General features: G+C 35.2%; 17 protein-coding genes, 1 pseudogene and 1 riboswitch. Of the genes and pseudogenes, 6 read left to right on the plus strand and 12 right to left on the minus strand.

The annotated features are described in order from the left end of the window. Nucleotides 1–121: 121 nt before the first annotated feature. Nucleotides 122–1,027, minus strand: coding sequence for a homoserine O-acetyltransferase MetA (gene metA, locus LRP84_RS13805; RefSeq protein ID WP_230575609.1), 906 nt, complete (start codon nt 1,025–1,027; stop codon nt 122–124). After that, nucleotides 1,008–2,303: a bifunctional O-acetylhomoserine aminocarboxypropyltransferase/cysteine synthase gene (locus LRP84_RS13810; RefSeq protein WP_230575610.1), complete on the minus strand. Its 1,296-nt coding sequence runs from the start codon at nt 2,301–2,303 to the stop codon at nt 1,008–1,010. The genes metA and LRP84_RS13810 overlap by 20 nt, the downstream gene beginning before the upstream one ends. Nucleotides 2,304–2,390: 87 nt before the next feature. Continuing rightward, nucleotides 2,391–2,494: riboswitch (SAM riboswitch) on the minus strand. Nucleotides 2,495–2,907: 413 nt separating this feature from the next. On the opposite strand from LRP84_RS13810, the gene LRP84_RS13815 reads away from it, so the two are divergent. Continuing rightward, nucleotides 2,908–4,158: a chloride channel protein gene (locus LRP84_RS13815; protein ID WP_230575611.1), complete on the plus strand. Its 1,251-nt coding sequence runs from the start codon at nt 2,908–2,910 to the stop codon at nt 4,156–4,158. A gap of 151 nt (nt 4,159–4,309) precedes the next feature. Here LRP84_RS13815 and LRP84_RS13820 read toward each other — a convergent pair. Beyond that, nucleotides 4,310–4,786: pseudogene (locus LRP84_RS13820) on the minus strand (FMN-dependent NADH-azoreductase); the annotation flags it as partial. 140 nt (nt 4,787–4,926) lie between these two features. Between LRP84_RS13820 and pdxK the strand changes: the two are divergent. Then, nucleotides 4,927–5,751, plus strand: a complete 825-nt coding sequence (gene pdxK, locus LRP84_RS13825) for a pyridoxine/pyridoxal/pyridoxamine kinase (RefSeq protein ID WP_230575612.1) — start codon at nt 4,927–4,929, stop codon at nt 5,749–5,751. Nucleotides 5,752–5,846: 95 nt separating this feature from the next. On the opposite strand, the gene LRP84_RS13830 is transcribed toward pdxK, so the two are convergent. From LRP84_RS13830 to LRP84_RS13865, 8 genes are all read right to left on the minus strand, one after another. Further along, a complete protein-coding gene (locus tag LRP84_RS13830; protein ID WP_230575613.1) occupies nt 5,847–6,902 on the minus strand; it encodes a GGDEF domain-containing protein in 1,056 nt (351 codons plus the stop codon). Between the two features lie 200 nt (nt 6,903–7,102). Beyond that, nucleotides 7,103–7,306, minus strand: coding sequence for a YbdD/YjiX family protein (locus tag LRP84_RS13835; protein ID WP_230575614.1), 204 nt, complete (start codon nt 7,304–7,306; stop codon nt 7,103–7,105). Next, nucleotides 7,299–9,374, minus strand: coding sequence for a carbon starvation CstA family protein (locus LRP84_RS13840; protein ID WP_230575615.1), 2,076 nt, complete (start codon nt 9,372–9,374; stop codon nt 7,299–7,301). The genes LRP84_RS13835 and LRP84_RS13840 overlap by 8 nt, the downstream gene beginning before the upstream one ends. A gap of 123 nt (nt 9,375–9,497) precedes the next feature. Further along, nucleotides 9,498–10,214, minus strand: coding sequence for a LytR/AlgR family response regulator transcription factor (locus tag LRP84_RS13845; RefSeq protein ID WP_230575616.1), 717 nt, complete (start codon nt 10,212–10,214; stop codon nt 9,498–9,500). A 155-nt stretch (nt 10,215–10,369) separates the two neighbouring features. After that, the gene (locus tag LRP84_RS13850) at nt 10,370–11,569 is read right to left on the minus strand and encodes an MFS transporter (protein ID WP_230575617.1); all 1,200 of its coding nucleotides are present in this window, start codon (nt 11,567–11,569) and stop codon (nt 10,370–10,372) included. Nucleotides 11,570–11,782: 213 nt separating this feature from the next. Continuing rightward, nucleotides 11,783–12,523, minus strand: coding sequence for a WecB/TagA/CpsF family glycosyltransferase (locus tag LRP84_RS13855; RefSeq protein WP_230575618.1), 741 nt, complete (start codon nt 12,521–12,523; stop codon nt 11,783–11,785). Between the two features lie 282 nt (nt 12,524–12,805). Further along, on the minus strand, nt 12,806–13,921 hold the full coding sequence (locus LRP84_RS13860) for a glycosyltransferase (RefSeq protein ID WP_230575619.1): 1,116 nt from the start codon (nt 13,919–13,921) through the stop codon (nt 12,806–12,808). 87 nt (nt 13,922–14,008) lie between these two features. After that, nucleotides 14,009–15,376 (minus strand): O-antigen ligase family protein, encoded by a 1,368-nt coding sequence (locus LRP84_RS13865; RefSeq protein ID WP_230575620.1) that lies wholly within the window; start codon nt 15,374–15,376, stop codon nt 14,009–14,011. A gap of 322 nt (nt 15,377–15,698) precedes the next feature. Between LRP84_RS13865 and LRP84_RS13870 the strand changes: the two genes are divergently transcribed. Further along, nucleotides 15,699–16,331: a trimeric intracellular cation channel family protein gene (locus tag LRP84_RS13870; protein ID WP_230575621.1), complete on the plus strand. Its 633-nt coding sequence runs from the start codon at nt 15,699–15,701 to the stop codon at nt 16,329–16,331. 288 nt (nt 16,332–16,619) lie between these two features. Here the strand turns inward: LRP84_RS13870 and LRP84_RS13875 are convergent, their stop codons facing one another. Then, a complete protein-coding gene (locus LRP84_RS13875) occupies nt 16,620–17,963 on the minus strand; it encodes an ArnT family glycosyltransferase (RefSeq protein ID WP_230575622.1) in 1,344 nt (447 codons plus the stop codon). A 270-nt stretch (nt 17,964–18,233) separates the two neighbouring features. Here LRP84_RS13875 and LRP84_RS13880 point away from each other — a divergent pair, with 270 nt between their 5' ends. The 3 genes from LRP84_RS13880 (at nt 18,234) to LRP84_RS13890 (ending at nt 21,372) form a co-directional block, all read left to right on the plus strand. Then, complete coding sequence (locus tag LRP84_RS13880) at nt 18,234–18,746, plus strand: acyl-CoA thioesterase (protein ID WP_230575623.1); 513 nt, start codon at nt 18,234–18,236, stop codon at nt 18,744–18,746. Between the two features lie 274 nt (nt 18,747–19,020). Next, a complete protein-coding gene (locus LRP84_RS13885) occupies nt 19,021–20,475 on the plus strand; it encodes an oligosaccharide flippase family protein (protein ID WP_230575624.1) in 1,455 nt (484 codons plus the stop codon). Between the two features lie 75 nt (nt 20,476–20,550). Further along, complete coding sequence (locus tag LRP84_RS13890; protein ID WP_230575625.1) at nt 20,551–21,372, plus strand: glycosyltransferase family 2 protein; 822 nt, start codon at nt 20,551–20,553, stop codon at nt 21,370–21,372. Nucleotides 21,373–22,057 lie beyond the last annotated feature (685 nt).

Raw genomic sequence — 22,057 nt, forward strand, 5'->3', positions numbered from 1 at the left:
ATTGTATTTAGGTGCCATTATATAAGGTAAGATTCAAAAAAACAATATATTTGGAACATTCCGAAAAATAAAGGGCACTCCTTGCAAAGAAAACGCTACCAAGTGTTACATTTAGCTTCCTTTACAAAATATAAGGAGTTTCTTGATATACATAGTAATTTAGCCAATTTGAAAATAGTAGATTCCCATGGCTACGCCATTTTACCATTGGCTTTTCCAATGGATTGTCATGCCTAAAATAGTTTTTTGGAATAGCAATATCGAGCCCCTTTTGTTGATCTCGCTCATATTCTTGCTTTAACGTCTCGCAGCTGTATTCACTATGGCCAAGAACAAAAATATGCTTTCCATCTTTATTCATAACGAGATGAACACCAGCTTCTTCAGATGTCGCTAACATATCAAGTTCCTGTACTTTTTGAATATCAGATGCACGGACTTCCGTATGACGAGAATGCGGCGCAAAAAAGCTTTCATCAAAACCGCGTAACAATTTCACATGCTCCTGCTTCACTTCATGTTCAAACACACCAAACATCTTTTGCTGAAGCGAATATTTCGGAATACCGTAATGATAATACAATCCTGCTTGCGCCCCCCAGCAAATATGAAGCGTCGATGTAACATGCGTCTTTGAGTATTCCATAATTTGCTTCAACTCTTTCCAGTAATCTACCTCTTCGAAAGAAAGTGTTTCAACCGGAGCACCAGTAATAATCAGTCCATCAAATTTTTCTCCTTCAATATCACGAAATGTTTTATAGAAGCTTGTTAAATGCTCCTGCGCCACATTTCTTGATGTATGAGATTCCATATGAAGTAAATGTACATCGAGCTGAAGCGGTGTATTTCCAATTAAACGAAGCAACTGCGTTTCTGTCTCTTGCTTTGTTGGCATTAAATTTAAAATAGCAATCTTCAAAGCACGGATATCTTGTGTTTGTGCTCGTTCTTTCGTCATTACGAAAATATTTTCATTTTGTAATACTTTACGAGCGGGTAAATCTTTAGCAATGATGATCGGCATACTGTTTTCCTCCAGAAAGGGCTTCTGCTAAATCAGCAATAATATCCGCCGCATCTTCAATACCAACCGATAACCGAATTAAATCAGGCGTTACACCTGCTAGACGCTGCTGCTCTTCAGTAAGCTGACGATGCGTTGTGCTTGCAGGATGAATCACACAAGTTCTTGCATCTGCCACATGCGTCACCAATGCTGCGAGCTTCACATTTGCAATAAACTGCTTAGCGGATTCAATACCGCCTTTTACTCCAAACGTTAAAACACCGCTCGCACCTTTCGGTAAATATTTTTGTGCCAATGCATAATTTTCATTACCTTGAAGTCCTGGATAATTGACCCACTCAACGCGTTCATGCTGAGATAGCCACTGTGCAACAGCTAGTGCATTTTGACTATGACGCTCCATACGGAGATGCAATGTTTCTAAGCCAATATTGCTCACATACGCATTGAATGGACTCATACAATTTCCATAGTCTCTTAATAACTGCACACGAGCTTTCACAATGTATGCCGCTTGCCCAAATTTTTGGACGTAACTCACACCATGATAACTTGGATCTGGTTCAACAAATTCAGGAAACTTGCTCCAATCGAAATTACCGCCATCAATGACAATACCGCCAAGTGAGCTTGCATGGCCATCAATGTATTTCGTTGTAGAATGAACGACAATGTTTGCACCATGTTCAAATGCATGGCATAAATACGGCGTTGCTAACGTATTGTCGACGATAAATGGTACCTCAAGCTCTTTTGCTGCATCAGAAAACTCTTTAAAGTTAAGAACATTCATCGCTGGATTTCCAAGCGATTCTGCATACACAAGCTTTGTTTTCTCATTTGCGAGAGCAACAATTTCATCAGCAGCTAAGTTTGGATTAAAGAAAGTAACCTCAATGCCAAGCTTCCGCAGACTAACTGCAAATAAATTAAATGTACCGCCGTATACTGTTGATGAGCAAAGCAGGTGATCGCCGCTGCCGCAAATATTTAATATAGCTAACATAATTGCAGCTTGCCCTGATGCAGTTGCAACAGCACCAACACCCCCTTCTAACTCCGTCAGCTTCTGCTCAAATGCTGCAAGCGTTGGATTACCAATGCGCGTATAAATGTAACCTTCTGCCTCTAAATTAAAGAGAGCTGCTAAATCGTCAGATGTATCGTATTTATACGTCGTGCTTTGATAAAGCGGCAAAACACGCGGTTCACCATTTTTCGGCGTATAACCACCTTGCACACAAATTGTTCCTTTTCCCCTTGTATCGCTCATCTCCCAATCCCCTTTCTTAACATAAAAAAACTGCTTCTTTCCTAAATAAGAAAGAAGCAGTTTAGATAAACGCTCGACATGTAGCCTTTCTTATCGTTCAGGAAATACCTGCAGGATTTGGCACAATTCCGCTTTACGGCTGTTGCCAAGGTTTCACAGGGCCCGGTCCCTCCACCTATTCTTGATAAGACTTATGCAATTACCGTTGATTTTATAGCAAATATTTCCTAGTGTCAATTATTTTTCTGAATCTTTGTAAAAATGACAACAATCCGTTTGTTTATTCTTAAACTTTAAATTATATTAAAAAAACATTGATATTCTATACTAAAAACAAAAAAAACGTTTCAAAAACTTTACTTACTATGTAAAATTAAAGAGTTATACTTAATTTTAGCAAGCAGCAAAATATATGTATAAACATGATTAAAATTATGACTAGTTCAGAGTTTCATACAATAATAATGCTGACTTTTGTAATATACTTTGAATAAGTAGTTCTTTAAAAAAGATAATATGCATATTGAATGAGTTATCCAATTATTTTCGTATCAGAATCTCTAACTTTTTCATAATAGGATATAACATAAAGGAGGCATAAAAAATGGCTACCAGGAGAAACATGCACTATTTACTCATCATGTACGGTTTATTTTTAGGTGCTATAGTTGGTGCTATAGTCTGGTTATTTTTAGTCGTCACAAATGCTGGAATTCAGTTTATTTGGGAATATTTACCTAAAGAATTAGGATCACCCTCTTATTACACAATTTGTGTAACAGTAATTGGTGGTGTTCTTGTCGGACTGTCACAGAAGTATTTCGGTACATACCCTCGTTTAATGCCAGAGACCATGGCTGAATATCAAAAAACAGGTAGAATTGAGTACCATTTTGTGCATAAAGCTACGTTAACAGCTGTTATTGTTTTAGTATTTGGCGCAAGCTTAGGACCAGAAGCAGCACTTGTTGGGATTATAGGTGGGCTTTGTACGTGGGTTGGTGATCGCTTTAAATTTACTTTAAAAGGAATGCACGAACTAACAGAATTTGGGATTGGCGCTGCTTTAAGTGTTATTTTTAATGCACCGCTATTCGGTTATTTAGCTCCAAGAGAACATGAGGATACACAACTCACTGAAGCTTTTAGAGGGAAAAAGACTATCGTATATCTCGCTACTACTTTTGCTGGTTTTTCTGTATATTTATTGCTTAGTCAGTTTGATAATCGAGGATCCTTTATTGTTAACTTTGGAGAAGGATCTTTTGCACTCCATGAATGGATTGCCTTTCTCCCTCTTATTTTTATAGGTGTTGGGGTAGGATACTGTTATTTCCAAATAGAACATATATTAGAAAAAATAATACATCCTTTTCAAGAATATAAGCTAACATTAGCGATTATAGGCGGTATCCTTTTAGGGATTACAGGAACTATACTTCCGTATACACTGTTTTCAGGAGAACACCAATTAAAAGACTTAGTAAATGAATGGACAGAAATATCATTTGGGATACTGGCTCTTTCAGGGATTTTAAAGTTGTGTATAACCGCGGTTTGTTTAACTACAGGTTGGCGTGGCGGACATATTTTTCCAATTGTATTTTCTGGTGCAAGTATTGGATATGCTATAGCAACTGTCATACCGTCATTAGATCCAGTTGCTTGTGTAGCTATTGTAACGACAGCCATTTCAAGCTATGCAGTACGAAAACCAATCGCTATGACATTATTATTACTCATGTTCTTCCCAATTAATTTATTGTTACCAATGATTGGAGCTGCAATGATCGGTAATGTATTTCCACTTCCGAATCATAATAAGAATGAACAAGAAGAACTATTACAAAAATAAAATAGTAAAATAAAGTGAAACTCCCAGCAGTGGGAGTTTTTCTTCATCCCTCGATAATAAAAAATCCACTCAAAAGCAGCGGGATAAAAAAACAGTACCAGCACTTTTATAGTGTTGGTACCGCTATATTAAATGGCGTTTGTTTTGTTAATTAGAACGCACTTGCTACTTTAACAGCTTTTTCAAGACCTGCTGCAATAATTTCTTCCGCTTTATCTGGGAATTGGTTGTGACCTTCAATTACTACTGTCTCCATATCTTTTGTACCGAAGAAGCCCATCATGCTTGCTACATACTTAACGGCCATTTCTACTTCAGCTGCTGGCCCTTCAGAATATACACCGCCACGTGCGTTTAATAATGCAATTTTCTTATCTCCAATAGGACCTACTGGGCCTTCTGGCGTATATTTAAATGTTTTGTCCGCACAGTTTAAGTAATCAATATATGTGTGTAGTACAGCTGGGATTGTTAAGTTCCATAAAGGGAAACCAAATACAACTTTATCAGCCGCAAGGAATTGATCTAAATATTTATCAGCAACAGCTACCGCCTTTGCTTCTTCTGCTGTTAAATCAAATCCTCTACCAGCCTTAAATGTACCGTTAATCATATCTACTCCTACATACAATATTTTCATTTCTCATTGTATCAAATTCAATCTCTTCTAAAACATGCAAGTAACTTTTTCACTTTGTACTTAGTCATAACATTGATATAATGGATAAAAATGTAGTTTTCATTATATCACTTGAGGGGGCTTTCACAATGACATTAAACAAAGCACTTACAATCGCTGGTTCTGACACAAGCGGCGGCGCTGGTATGCAAGCAGATCTAAAAACATTCCAAGAGCTTGGGGTATATGGTATGACAGCTCTGACAACAATCGTAACAATGGATACACATAACGGTTGGGCACATAATGTGTTCCCAATTCCAGCGTCTACATTAAAACCACAATTAGAAACGACAATCGAAGGCGTTGGCGTTGATGCATTAAAAACAGGTATGCTTGGATCTGTTGAGGTTATTGAGCTTGTTGCTGAAACAATTGAGAAACATAATCTACAAAATGTAGTAGTAGACCCTGTTATGGTATGTAAAGGGGCAGACGAAGCGCTTCATCCGGAAACGAACGAATGCTTACGCGATTTGCTCGTTCCAAAAGCATTGATTGTAACACCAAACTTATTTGAAGCGTATCAACTAAGCGGTGTAAAAATTAACTCACTTGAAGATATGAAGCAAGCTGCTGAAAAAATCCACGCTTTAGGTACAAAATACGTACTTATTAAAGGTGGCAGCAAGCTAGGGACAGAAAAAGCAATCGATTTATTATACGATGGAGAAACATTTGAAATCTTAGAATCTGAAAAAATTGAAACAACATACACACACGGTGCAGGTTGTACATATGCTGCTGCAATTACAGCAGAACTAGCAAAAGGAAAATCTGTAAAAGAAGCTGTGCAAGTAGCAAAAGAGTTTATTACAGCTGCCATTCGCCACTCATTCAAACTAAACGAATATGTGGGCCCAACCCATCACGGTGCATATCGTAAGTTTGAATCTGGAAAAGAACTTGTATAAAGTGAAACTTCAATCAATGGTGGGGGTCTTACTGCCCGCGAATAGCGGGATAAAAATTAAAAAATAAAGTCGTCACGTATGGACGACTTTATTTTTCATGAAACAGCACTCACTTGATTTCTTCCATTTCGTTTGGAAGAGTATAATGCATCATCTGCAAGTTGAATAAATTGCTGCGGTGAGTCTACATAGATTGAAGCACCTACCGAAATTGTGATATTTAAACAAATATCATTTGGTAACCGAAACACATGCTTCTCTACAACTGCTCGAATTCTTTCCCCTATATCTACAGCATATTGTAATGTTGAGTTTGGTAATAATAAAGCAAATTCCTCTCCGCCTTTTCGAAATACTAAATGCGGGAATGGAGAACTATTCTTTAAAATTTCCCCTAATTGTTGTAAAACTTCATCACCAGCAGGGTGTCCATACTTGTCATTCACATCCTTGAAATAATCAATATCTACTAGCAATAAACAGAGTGGATTTTCATTATTTTTCTTATTCTCAATATTTCTATTTAATTCTGTATCGAATTTACGAACATTTCCTAATCCGGTTAAGGGATCCATTGTTGCATACTGTTTCATCATGCGAAACAATTCGTTTGACTGTAAAGCATAATGTGCACTTAAAAAAGTGATATACCCTGTCATAATGCTAACAAGTAAATATAAGCTTAATACAAGAACGTCTTTAAAAACAAAATAAATTGCAATCGATGAAACTGTTAAACAATAAATATGTAACCAAGTCCACTTTTTCAAAACAGAAATGCGAAACATTGAAATAATCGTGCAACCTATACCTGTTAACAAAATCACATATATACCTACTTGTGACCCTACTGAATAATTCGTTAATAATAAACGTACAATTAAAATAATGATGGAAGCTAATAAACTTGCAATAGGTCCCCCAATAATTGCAGCTAATATAACAGAAAGATATCGTAAATCTAGCAACACATCCTCAATATGGACACCAAATTTCATAAGCAGAGCACCTAAAATTCCCATTACAATACCAACAAGACATTTCACTTCAATTGATAGCGGCTCTTTTAATGAAATATTTTTAAACAGTTGAGCACCAACAAAAATAAAAGAAAGAATAATAGTTGTATTAACAAATAGATCATCTAGCATAAAAATATACCTGGCCTTTCTACAACTTGAAAATTCAAACGAGCGTTCCATCATTATCCATTTTCAATACCCCTTTTCCTATTTATTATTGTATATTATATCCCTATAATTCCCAAACCTTTCTTTATTTGTTTCACGTGAAACTTTTAAACACAAAAAAAGAGCGAGATATCGCTCCTTTTTATAACACTATATTCTCTCTAACAACATCTCGAAACTTTACCGTCCTTCGCATTAAATCTTGCTTCTTGCGCTTCGGCAAAAAATTGTTTTCGAGATAATACAATTTCATTTGGATGTTTTTGTTTCATATGAGCAACATACTTCTCATAGCTAGGTACACCAACAAGCAAACTAATAAATTGTTTTCGGTATCTCCACATGCCTATCATTGTTTTAAGCATAGTGTTGTACCTCACTTTCATCGCGTGGAACATACGCCGCTTCTTTTAATGGAGTTGCTTTATTGTTCAATACTTGTATCCATATTCTAATAGCTGATATCAGTACCGCGATTACAACAAGCATGAAAATTCCACAAAGCGCCGCATCAATATAATCATTAAGAATAATTTGTTTCATTTGTGCTACGTTTTTCGCTGGTGCTAATACTTTCCCTTTATCTAGTGCACTTTGGAATACTTTTGCATGAGAGAGGAATCCAATTTTCGGATTTTCATGAAATAACTTTTGATAGCCAGCTGTCATTGTAACAATCAGTAACCATGTTGTCGGAATGAGCGTCACCCAAACGTATGCCTTTTTTCCCATTTTAAACAAAACAGTCGTTCCAAGTAATAATGCAATCCCAGCTAACATTTGATTTGCGATTCCAAAGAGCGGCCATAACGTATTGATACCGCCAAGCGGATCAATAACCCCTTGATATAAGAAATATCCCCATCCTAGTACACACAGCGTTGTTGCAACAATATTGGAAAGCATAGAATCTGTTTTCGCAAACGGTTTATAAACGTGACCTAAAATATCTTGAATCATAAACCGACCAACACGTGTTCCTGCATCAATAGTTGTTAAAATGAAGAGCGCTTCAAATAAAATTGCAAAGTGATACCAAAATGCCATTAATGCTTGTCCACCAATTACTTGAGAGAAAATATGGGCCATACCAATCGCGAGCGTTGGTGCCCCGCCTGTACGAGATAATATCGTTTGTTCTCCGACGTTTGCAGCCAGGTCTTTCAACTCATTTGGCGTCACAGTAAACCCCCAAGAACTAATTACTTGTGCTGCCTGTGCTACATCCGTTCCAATGACTGCCGGTGGACTATTAATTGCAAAGTATGTACCTGGCGTTAGTACACAAGCTGCAATCATTGCCATTACGGCAACAAATGATTCCATAAGCATAGCACCATAACCAATTGGCTGTGCATGTCCTTCCCTCTCTATCATTTTCGGGGTTGTACCAGAAGAAACAAGCGCATGGAAGCCAGATACAGCTCCGCAGGCAATTGTAATAAATAAGAATGGGAATAAATTCCCTGCAAATACTGGACCCGTTCCATCAATAAATTTTGAAACTGCCGGCATTTGTAAATCTGGTGCAACAATAATGATACCGAGCGCTAAACCAACAATTGTTCCAATCTTTAAAAACGTACTTAAATAATCACGCGGAGCAAGTAATAGCCATACAGGTAATGCAGAAGCAATAAATCCATAAATGATAAGCATAATTGCAATTGTTTCACCTTTAAATGTGAACATCGTAGCAAGTGTTGGATTTTCCGCTACATACTGACCCGCTACAAGCGATAAAAGAAGTAAAATAATACCGATAACTGAACCTTCTCCAACACGACCGGGACGAATGTAACGCATATATACACCCATTAAAATTGCAATTGGAATTGTTGCTGCAATCGTAAACATTCCCCATGGGCTTCCTACAAGTGCTTTCACCACAACAAGAGCTAATACCGCTAATAAAATAATCATAATTCCCAAAATGCCGATCATCGCAATAAAACCTGTTACAGGACCAATCTCCTCTTTAATCATTTCACCAAGTGACTTTCCGTTACGACGCATAGATGCGAACAAAATCACGAAATCTTGTACAGCTCCAGCTAACACAACTCCAACAATAATCCAAATTGTTCCTGGCAGATATCCCATCTGTGCAGCTAAGATTGGACCAACTAATGGTCCGGCTCCAGCAATTGCCGCAAAGTGGTGCCCAAATAAAACCCATTTATTTGTCGGAACATAATCTTTCCCATCATTCAAAAGTTCTGCCGGTGTTTTTCGATTGTCGTCCAATTCAAAAACTTTTCTTGAAATAAATTTACTATAAAACCGATATGCAACGGCATATACGGAAACAGCAGCAACAAGCAACCAAACTGCATTAATCGTTTCACCGCGAGATAACGCTAAAACAGCAAATCCCGCTGCTCCTAAAGCCGTAATCACACCCCAAAGTAAAATAGATTTCCACGCTTTCAACAAGAATCCCCCCTAATGTTATGCCTTAGAGGGAATTGTACTAAATTTTCAGAATATTTAAAGATAATATTCCTTATGATGAAGGTTTTCTATTTTAACATGTCAAAATTCTTCCACAACTTGTTACAACTCAATTTTATTTCGAAGTCGTTTTACATAATTTCGACTAACAGGTATCGGCTGGTTATCATACCTTTCCAAATATAAGTTATACGTTCCGTTATAATAAGGCTTTAATTCTCGCACATATATAACGTTAATGAGATAACTTTTATGAACACGTAAAAAATCGTATACCGCTAACTTACCTTCTAATTCTTGTAATGTATATGTTGAGATATATTGATTATCATTTGTATAAATTGAAACTGTTTTATTTTCTTTATTCTTACTTATGTATACAATATCGTCTGGAAGAATGTATTTAATTCCTTCATGACATTCAATTGGGAGCTTTTGCAACCGATTTTTCTCTCGTGTTACTTTTTCTTGCTCAATACTATGCAATAAAAACTGCAAGTCCTCCTGCTTAAATGGTTGCAATAAGTAGTAAAAAGCATGAAAACGAAATGATATAATTGCATCTTTCATATCGTTTCCTGTAAATATAAATTTTGTATGTAATGTTAATTGGCGCAGCAACCCTGCGACTTCAAAACCAGTTGCATCTGGTAATTGTGTATCTAAAAAAATAAAATCTGGCGTATACTTTTTCGCTATTTGTAGTGATTCCATTCCTGTTTTCGCTTCAAAGCATTCTAAATTTTTTACATGTTCTTTGAAAAAATCTATTAGTTGTCCTCTGTTTTCTTCTCGTTCATTTACGATTAAAATTTTCATGTCTGCCCAACCACCTAATCCTTTTGTCCATACGCCTTGTTGTATACATTCGCTTTTTAAGAAATAATCCCTTTTTATAAACCATTTTTCTATCAAATATACCATGTTTTTGTCAGAAAACAACGAAAAGGAAGCTTTACACAGCTTCCTTTTCCTTATATTAACTCTTGTTGTTTTGTTTCTTTCCCAAGCACAAGTACGGCAAGAGCGCCAATTACAATAGCCGTACAAAAGACCGTAAAGATAAAAGAAAGAGAAACATGCGTGGCTACGAGATAACCAACTAATAATGGTCCTAAAATACCACCGATGCGTCCAAATGCTGCCGCCATCCCAGCTCCTGTACCACGAATGACTGCCGGATACTGCTCTGGCGTATACGCATATAATGCTCCCCAAGCTCCTAAATTAAAGAAAGATAGCAACATACCTGCGATCATTAATGCAAGAAGTGAATCTGCTGCCCCAAAGAAATATGCGCTGCATGCCGTTCCAAGTAAGTATGTGATCAACACAAACTTCCGGCCAAAACGTTCAATGAACCAAGCAGCTGTAAAATAGCCCGGAAGCTGCGCAAATGTCATAATTAACACATATTCAAAGCTTTTAATTAAACTAAACCCTTTTAATACTAGTACACTTGGAAGCCAAAGGAACATTCCATAATAAGAAAATACAACACAAAACCATAAAATCCAGAGCATAGCAGTCGCTCTTCTGTACTCCCCAGACCAAACTGCCTTTATGTTTGTAAATACAGATTGTCTTTGGGATACTTTTTGAAATTGTGGTGAATCTGGTAAACTCCAGCGTAAATATAGTGCATAAAAAGCTGGAATTGCACTTAAAACCATCGCTGTTTGCCAACCATATGTCGGAATAACAAAATATGAAATGAGAGCAGCAATTAACCAACCACCAGCCCAAAAGCTTTCTAATAAAACAACAATTTTACCACGCTCATGTGCGGCAACACTTTCAGATACAAGTGTTGATGCAACAGGTAACTCTCCTCCAAGTCCCATTCCAATGAAAAAACGAAGTATAAGAAATACAGTTAATGTTGTTGATAAAGCCGTTAAACCGCTACCAACAGAAAATAATAATAATGTAATAATAAAAACAGGTTTACGACCGATTTTATCTGCTAATATCCCAAATATAAGTGCTCCAACTGCCATTCCAATAGAGTTAATACTGCCAATCCACCCCATCTGCTGTGCACTAAGCTGCCATTCTTTTTGTAAAGCAGCAATAATAAACGAAAGAATCCCAACATCCATTGCATCAAATAGCCAACCAAGCCCAGCAATTCCGAGAAGCTTTCGATTCGAGATTTCTGTAACTTTCCCCACTAGAGGTCCTCCTTACAAAGCTGTCTTTACACTTCATTTTACATATGTATATTACATAAGTAAAATACTTTTTTAATTACATACTAAAGAAGACAAACTACCTACATAAACCTTATCTTTCCCATGAAAAAACACCTCATACATAGGTATTTTTTCATGGGAAAGGTGCGTTACGTATACAGACTTGCATAGAAAAAAGGTAGCAAAATATCGCTACCTTTTCGATCGAACCACTTCTTTTAAAAATTCAACTAATACAAGTTGACGACGCCATCGTGTTGGATTGCTGCATAAACGATAAAACCATTCTAAATGAATAGCTTGAATCCATTTCGGGGCACGCTTTACTTCTCCTGCCCAAACATCGAAACTTCCTCCAACACCAACAGCTACTTTTGTATTTAAACGATGTTTATTCTGCTGAATAAAATTTTCTTGTCTCGGGAATCCAAGTGCAACAAGCAAAATATCTGGCTGCGCTTCTTGAATACGCGCAATAATTTCTTCTTCTTGCTCTTGTTTAAAATATCCATCTTGTGTACCAACAATAGATATTGCTGTATATCTTTCTGTTAAAGTTTGAGCGGCTTTTTCTACAACGTGCGGCTTTGCTCCAAGTAAAAAGACAGATACCGATTTCTTCTCTTGTGATAATGTTTTAAATAAATCACTCATCAAATCAAAACCTGCTACACGCTCTTTTAACGGTGTACCTAGCATACCGCTTGCCTTTACAACACCAATTCCATCTGGTGTAATAATATCTACCTGAAGAAGCGTTTCATGGAATTTAGCATCCTTTTTTGCACACATCACAATTTCAGGGTTTGCCGTTACAACTTGGAATGTATTCTCTTGTTCCTTTTCTAGCTGCTGCATCATATATCGAATCGTTTCTTCCATTGTCATCGTTGAGAAGGGCACGCCTAAAATATCAATTGTTTGCACTGCCATATTTAAAATCCTCTCTATTTCAAATATCTTTTCTATTTCTATAAGGTTCAACTAACCATCAGTGAACTCTCTTCTCACTGATGGTTAGTTGAACCAATCAGGCTCTTACAGGTAGTCTAACTTCCCTGATTTAGCATAATAGTTACTCCGATAAAGTGAAACTTCCATCAGTGGGGGTTTTCTTCATCCCCCATTGATGGTTAGTTGAACCAATCGGGCTTTTACGGGCAGTTATCCCCCACCTATCTTCTTCGCTTTTCTTTGAATCTTGAGGTTGGGGGCTTACTGCCCGTTAATGCGGGATAAAAGCTTTTCATACGCTTTATGTGTATCTTCATACACCTTTCGTAAAGAAAAGTGAGAAGACGCATGCATATATAAACGCTCACCCATTTCCGCCAATTCACCATTCTCCCATTTTCCATATGCTTCTTCTAATACATGAGCAAGAGCCGAAGCATCGCCAGTTGGAATGATCCAGCCATATGTCTCATCAACAATGAGCTGTGACATATCACCAACATCTGTAGCAATAGAAGTTAAACGTTGATTTGCCGCTTCTAATAAAACAAGTGAGAAACTTTCACTATGTGATGTAAGTAAGTTAATATGTGCTGATGCATATAATTCTTTTACATCTTGACGATGTCCTAAAAATAGTACTTTATCTTCTATTCCTTTTTGTTTTACCATTTCTTTTAGCTCATTCTCAATCGGACCATCGCCAAGTAACAATACTTTTATATTTGGAATCTCCGTATTTTGTAATGCCTCAAATAATATTTCATGCCCTTTAACAGGGTGAAGACGCGCTACTTGAATCGCTGTAAATACGTCTGCTTGTATACCGAATTGTTCCTCTAAGTTGTAAGGCTTTGCTGGTGTAAGATCATATTCAATACCATTATAGATTGTACAAATTTTATCCTCTGGTACACCTAGTGTTACCGTATTTCTCTTAAAACGTTCTGTAATTGCAAAAAACAAATCAATCTTCTTAAACGAACGTAAATTTAACTTTGTAAAAATCCATCCTTTTAAACCACGTTTCATAAAATCCAGTGTTGGATCACTGTGAACTGTTGTGACCCATTTGGCACTTATCTTTCTTTTTAATAGAGAAAGATAAAAGTTTGCTCTTGCTCCATGTGTATGAACGATATCAAAACGTTCTTCATTAATAAAAGAACGTATTTTTGAGAGAATAGATATATCATAGCGAGATGATTGTGAAAAAACGTGTACCTTTATCCCTAACGCTCTCGCTTCGCTTGCAATTGGACCTTCTTCAAATACTGCTAATTCTACTTCATCTTTCGGAAATTGTGACAAAAGTGAAATAATATGCGTTTTTCCGCCACCTGTCTCTGCTCCAGCATTCATATGTAACACTTTCATCTTTTTCTTCCTCCGTTAATATATTTTTCCTTTGTTTTACTATAACAAAAAATAAAAGCTAACATAATGCTAGCTTTTATTTTCCCATCATTCTATTTCTAAATCTACGATTAAATATGCTAATAGTACAGCAAAGTAAATACTTACTCCTGGTGCCGTTAATACGTGACCTGCTGTAAAAGCAATTCCTAATGCTAACAAAAGACCCGCAGCTAACAATGCGTACTTGACTGTAAACATATCACGAAACCTTGCTATAAGTACCATTAGGATTCTCAAACCATAATACACAAATGGAATCATAAGGAAAATGAAACCGATAATTCCAAATGTGTAAAACCAATCATGGAAATCTCTTTCAATTAATTTTGGGGCATCTTTAAAGTTACCACCATACCCCATACCAAGTAACTTCTGAGACGTAGGTGCTTGTTTATAAAAGTCTTTATACATCTGTGTAAATAATTCACGTCCACTGAAAATAAGAGATTGTGTCTCAGCCTTTTTCTCTTCTTCTTTCTCTTTTTTAATATCCTCTTGTGTAACAGGTTTATTCTGTTGTTTTTTCTCCTGTTGTACTTTTTCAAAAACTTGAACATGAATACTTGTATTTTTATATATTGGCGAGAATGGAAAATACCCCAATACTCCTACAAATATAACTGTTGCAATCAAACCATTTAACAAATATGGCTTTTTATTATGCTCTTTCCGTTGTAAAAATGCTTGTATAAAGCACATAAAAATAGCAATAGCAACTGTACAGAAAATAGCTCCCACTCCTACTTTTGTACCAACTGCAAATAATGAAAATATTATTAAAAGAGATGGAATCCAAAAATAACTCTTTGCCAAGCTTGTTGTTTTTTCAATGGAATACAAAACAACAATTGGACATATTATTGCTAAAACCGATCCAAGTTCATTCCCTGCAAAAAACCAGCCACGTGAACCTTCTTTAAAATATTCATAACTATTATAATCTGTTCCCGTTGCGATAGATGCAACCATAACCACATTTATAATTAAAGCTGCATACGCTATATAATTTCTCATCTTTGTATGCATCGTTTCTTTTATCTTTAATGACTTAAATACTAGAATATAACAGCTTATCATGACAAATGGGTATAACGCCTTTGCGATAAACTTAATCTCTTCTCCTTGTAACATCGGATCCTTAATCATTTTATTATTTAAAAATCCTAATCCAAGGACAATTCCTAGTCCAAGTAAATATATAATATATTTTCGGTTTTCTCTAACACGGGCTTGCATAAGAATATAAATACCAGCAAGAGCCATAACAAAGAAACGCGATATCACTCCAACCGTTGCATCAATTTTAAGCACTAAAATACAAAATGATGTAAGCAAGTCTATAATTGGTTGTAATATAATAAAAATCAATAGAAAGCTCTCGAATTTATAACCTAAACTATTGTTATTTAACATCTTTGCCTCCGATAAATATTGTAGGTATCGTAACTCATTCCAAATACTTATTATAGCATAAGTCCTCAATTGACTAAGTGGTATTTTAATTGAATAATAAAATCTTTATAAACCTCATTTTCATCCCGCATTAACGGGCGGTAAGACCCCCACTGAGGGAAGTTTCACTTTATAATTTATTCACTCTCAAATAGCATTTTCAAACGCTTTCTTTCCTTATTCTTTCACTTTTTTTACATGTAACGAAACAGGAATTGTTATTTTCATAACTTTAGTGTATATTCTTTCCTTGGAACATCTTTAGAAGGAAGGGATTGGAGCAATGTTTTTAATTGATGTATTTACATTTCTCGGTATTATCGCAGCTGCCATTTCTGGTGCATTAGTAGGCTTGAAAAAAGAACTTGATTTATTTGGTGTCCTTTGTTTATCTGTAGCAACTGCACTTGGCGGCGGGATAATTCGCGATGTTATGATTGGAAACTTACCTCCAGTTGCATTTGTTCAACCCATTTACTTTTTCATTAGCATCTTAGCCGCATTATTTACTTGTATGTTTTTTGAAAGAATTCATAAATTACAAGTTGTTATTATGCTCTCAGACGCTGTTGGTTTAGGTGTATTTACTGCAATCGGTGCAAATGCAGCCATTACCCATCATATGACTGCTTCTTTCTTAGTTGTTTCTATGGGAGTAATTACAGGTATTGGCGGTGGAATTTTACGCGATATTTGTGCTCAAGATATCCCATATGTCTTTCGTAAAGAAATTTATGCAATTGCCTCCATTCTAGGTGCAATTAGCTTTCTTATTACGTATGAAATGGGATCACACGTATTAGCTTTCTATATTTGTTTACTTGTAACATTTACTATACGTGTTGTAACTTTTATCTATAATGTACATTTCCCAGTCTTTTTTAAGACGCATGCAAAAATGAATAAAGGTCATTGATCTATTTTCATACAAAAGAGAATTCTTGGTAGAATTCTCTTTCTTTATGTTATTAAAATCATTTAAATAAAGTATATAAATATATAGAAAATACAAAAACCATAATAAATAAAATGCCAAACATTGCAAACACTTTATAAGGTAAAGCTTCTATCAACAAGGGATTCCGCCTTTAAATTTTGAGGTAGGGGCTTATTGTCTAGAAATAGCGGGATAAATATATACAGGGGAAACAATCATGCTAAGCATTTTTAAAGATGAAAAAAGAATCCTGCTTAGAGGATTCTTTTATTTTTTAAAAAACAGCTTTTGACAATATTGATATACTACATATATCCCATAGCTTTGCAATATCAATAAACTAGGGACTAGTATGCTATCATATACAATACGCGTATTCATAAATCTTGTAAATAAATAGCCCACTATAATGAATAGAAACAGCATATAACTTCCATTTCCCGGTTTTTGAAATAGAAGATGTAACATAGCAATTGCTACAAATATTGTAATCATTATATATATAAGGTATCCACCCTTTATAAGGGTGTTTTGTATTTCTTGTTTCTGTAATTTCCCTAAACTCATTTGAATAGAGGCAAACCGATCCATCTCTATTGCTTTCAACTTTTTATTTATAAAATCCACAGTATACTCTTTTTTCTCTCGTTCTGTTGTTTTTTCATTTTCTCCTACTAATACAGATTGAATATATCGATCATTTGTAAATGTATATTGTAAACTACTTGATTTTGCCAACGCGTAACTTACTCCGTAATGGACACCATAAAATATAACGCATATACCTACTATTTTAAAAAGCATTTTTTTTCGTTCTGCACTTTGCAAAACTTCCACCACTACAAGGTACATAACAAGGACTATAATCAAAAATAAACCTAATGGACGAATCACATTACTAAAAGCAAATAAAGCAGCGGCCACTCCCCACATATACGAGTGATTTAAACCTTTATGTATAAGTAAGTAACATGCAAAATAAAATAAACATGTTGCTAAATGTTCATTTGTTAACACGGAACAAAGTACAATATTAGGAATATACAAAGCATACAACATAGCTGCAATTCGGCCGCATTCTTCATGAAATAGCGTAGAAGCAAGCTTGTAAATAAAAAAAGCTGTAGCCCCGCAATATAAGATATTACATATCTTTAATACAAACATTGCATCTCCAAAAAGACGAATAAAAAAGGATTCGTACATAATAAAAGGTGATTGTACAAGAGCTTCCAGCCCGCTAAAACTAGTATTTCTTTGCCCAATTTGCTTAGCGGCCTCATACATCACCTTCGCGTCACCTTCAAGCGGGGCTCCCATCGAAACAATTGATAGAAAGCGAAGTACCACAGTAATTGAAATAAGAAAAAGAATAAATTGTTTACTCGTAAATCGATATTGTAAAATAGATGTAGCCAGCAAAATTAAAATGATACAAACACCTAATATGATCGCTAAACTGGAAGAGTTCATATCAACAATATTGCTTACCTCTTCAAAGGAAGACCAAAATGAATATGCAAAAAAGAGGAACATGAGTCCAACTACTATCTTGTTAAAAAAAGAATGAAAGCCTATCTGTACATTGCTCATAATTCTATTGTATTGCACCTCTTTTTCCCTTTGTTAAAGGATATCTATTCCCTTTAACTTTATATTTTTAACAAAATGATTTTATCACGAATAAAAGGAGTGCTGGTAGCCTATTTCTATGACAAAGCTAGTAACATCACATATTCTCCTTGCAATGTAAGCGAAATCTCTTTTACACTACAATCTATATAGAGTGAAACCTCTGTTCATTAATTATTATAAATAATGAACAGAACAAATCGAGTTCTTATGGATATCATTAGAACAAAACAAACAGGAGTAGATAATATGGAAAAGAAATTTATGAGAGAATCCAAAGCGATAAAAACAACACGTGTTTTTCCGAATGACTTAAATAACCATCAAACATTATTTGGCGGAAAATTATTAGCAGAAATTGATAGCATTGCTTCTATCGCAACTGCACGTCATAGCCGTAAGCACTGTGTGACAGCTTCTATCGATTCTGTTGACTTTTTAACACCAATTCATCAAACTGATTCTGTTTGCTATGAAGCATTCGTTTGTTATACAGGGAGATCTTCTATGGAAGTATTCGTAAAAGTCGTTGCAGAGGATTTATTAGCTGGTGAACGCCGCATTGCTGCTACTTGCTTCATTACTTTCGTGGCATTAGAGAACGGAAAACCATCCTCTGTACCAGGTGTAATTGCTGAAACAGAAGAAGAGCAATGGTTATATAATACAGGTGCAGAACGTGCAGAAAAACGAAAACTGAACCGACTAAAAAGTAAAGAAATGGCAGAAGTGCTAACTATTCAAAAACCGTGGAATGTATAAATTAAAGAAACCACCATCCTCTATTAGGATGGTGGTTTCTCATACTCCTTCTTATCTTTAATATGACATTTAAAATCCGTTTTCATAAATGATTATTTCCATAAGTTGCTTTACAAAGTTTACGTGCGTTACACTAATAAGGTTACATATCATTTAGCTATGACTTTTAAAAAAATTTGCTCACAACATAAGATAAATCGTATAATTACGAAATATGTAATAGATAAAGCATGAATCATATACTCCATAAAATTATGTATAGAAGGATCTAGTTATGCAAAAATCACTATTTAAAAACATTTTGTATAAGATTGCACTGAATGTCTTTAACATTATTCTCCCCTTACTCGTTGGACCATACGCTTACCGAGCGCTTGGAGCACAATCAATGGGAACTGTTAACTTTGCTGATACGATTTTTAATTACTTCTTCATTTTTGCTGTATTTGGTATTTATCAATATGGATTACGAGAAATGAGCTTAATAAAAAATGATAAAAAAAAGGTAAGTCAACTTTTCACAAACCTTTACCTTATTAATTTAATGACAAGCTTATTTGCTCTAACAACCTTTTTAATATTTAGTTACATTGGCTATGGCGATGAAAAAATATTCCCGGTGTTAGTTATTTTCGGATTTAACTTCATTTCGAATATGTTCTACGTAGAATGGGTAAATGAGGCCCATGAAAACTATGATTTTATTGCTATAAAAACCATTTGTGTTAGATTAACTTACGTTGTGCTATTATTTATAATCGTTCATAATGCAAACGACTATAAACAATTTGCAGCACTATTAGCTCTTTCAACATTTTTAAATCATTTTACTAGCTTTATATACATTAAGCGGAAAATAAAATTTGATTTCTCTAATATTACAATCGTTCCGCACTTAAAACCATTACTAGCAGTTGTTATTTTCTCAAATACAAGCATCTTGTATACACAATTAGACCGTTTCTTACTTGGAGAATATTTAGGTGCAGAATATGTGGCATTCTATGTAATGGCCTTTCAAATGATGACCATTGTTAATACACTAATGGTCAGCGTAATTCAAGTTACCATTCCAAGACTATCCTATTTATCAGGAAATGCTAATGAAAAAGAGTATGAAACATTATTAAATAAGATTTCAAAGGTATACTTTATTACACTCTTCCCTGCTGCTGTTGGCCTCATTTTAATTTCTCATGCTGCCGTTGTTATTTACGGCGGATCCGAATTTGCACCTGCTGGGAATACATTATCTATTTTTGCTCTATATATGGTTTCCGTAGGAATCGAGTCGATTCTATCGAACCAAATTATTTATGTGAAGAAAAAAGAACATATTTTAGTTCGCTTTTTATTCATATGCGGTTTCACAAACCTTGTATTAGATATTTTATTAATTATCTTTCATGTCTTCACACCAGCAACTGCTATTTTCACAACAACAATTGCAAACTGCTTATTGATTGTTTTGGAATATATGTATGTAAAGAAGAAATTAAAAGTAAATTACACATTGTTTGATATGAGTAAATTAAAATATTTACTTTACTCACTAACGTTTATTCCATTAACATTTATTGTAAAGATGTATTTCAAAAACACGCTATCATTTGCTTTCATCACAATTTCAGTAAATATATTTGCTTACGCTCTTATCTTATTGGTAACAAAAGATGAAATTCTCTTTATGTTTTTAGATAAAATAAAATTAAAATTTAAAAAAGCGTAATACACATGAGGAAAGGATACTACATCTTTTCCTCAATCCTCCTGCTAACGAAACTTCTTAAAGGAGCTGTTACGATTGAAATTCTCTTTAATCATGGCCACTTGCGGCAGACGTGATGATATTATAGATTTACTAACATCGCTAGAAAAACAAACATACAAAAACTTTGAACTCATCGTAGTTGATCAAAACGATATACCAATCTCTGATTTATTTGAAGATTATAAAGAAAAATTCCCAATCAACTATATATACACACCAATTAAAGGACTATCTCGTGCACGTAACACAGGATTAAAAGTAATTGACGGCGATATTATTGCTTTTCCAGATGACGATTGTATTTACGAAACAAATGTATTAGAAAGCATCCAAGAAACATTTGAGAAAAACAAAGATATTCACTTTATCTCTACCAATACAACAAATGTAGAAGGAACAGGCTCTTTAATACACGCACCAGAAACAGACATCATTTTAAATAACAAATATGGCTTCATGGGACCTTCCTTTGCACTATTCTTCACGAAACAATTTGTACAAGATGTAGGCACATTTGATGAAGACTTAGGAGTTGGATCAGGAACGATTTACGGAGCCGGTGAAGAAACTGACTTCGTACTTCGCGGTATGAAGAATGGATATACAGGTGTATTTAAGAAAGACCTTTTCGTATATCATCCTGTAAAAGAAGAAGTCATTAATGAGCAATCATTGAAAAGAGCAATTTCCTATGCTGGGGGTTTCGGCAGAGTTATTCGCTTGCATTACGGATTCCCTTACTTTTTACGTGCCATTGCTGCTGCTACATTCCGTACGATGCAAAACATCTCTAGCGATAAACGAAAATTTCATGCAAATCGCTTAAAAGGAATTGTCAGAGGGTACTTTAAATAAAGTGAAACTTCCATCGGTGGGGAGTTTCTTCATCCCCACTGATGGTTAGTTGAACCAATCGGGCTTTTACGGGCAGTTAGCCCCCACCTATCTACTGCGCTTCTCTCTCAATCTTGAGGTGGAGGTCTTACTGCCCGCGAATAGCGTGATAAAAGAAAAAGCAACTGTCCAACACAGGGACAGTTGCTTTTTCTTTATAGGGTTTTAACTTACAAAAAACAAGGAGATTTTTTATAATCTCTAAACAAGTAATGAATAAAATAATGATAATTTATCATCTTGGTATAAAGCACGCATCATCGTATTTATCATTATATTTATTCATCTATATGTTCACAAAACCTTGTTAACGAAAGTGTATAATATATAAAAGGAATCAACTATCGATTTATCTTACAAAAAAATTACATTATTGTAAGGTAAATTGATAGTTACAACAATTCATATTCTTCCTTAGTACAAACATAAAGTGAAACTTCCATCAGTAGGGTTTTCTTCATCCCCCACTGATGGTTAGTTGAACCAATCGGGCTCTTACGGGCAGTTAGCCCCCACCTATCTTCTTTGCTTCTCTCTGAATCTTGAGGTAGGGGTCTTACTGCCCGTTAGTGCGGGATAACTTTTTCCCATAAAGTTACAGCTCCCATTCATAAGGAATACGTGATAATTTAAAGATAAAAGATAG

This window comes from Bacillus rhizoplanae, assembly GCF_917563915.1.
Lineage (GTDB): Bacteria > Bacillota > Bacilli > Bacillales > Bacillaceae_G > Bacillus_A > Bacillus_A rhizoplanae.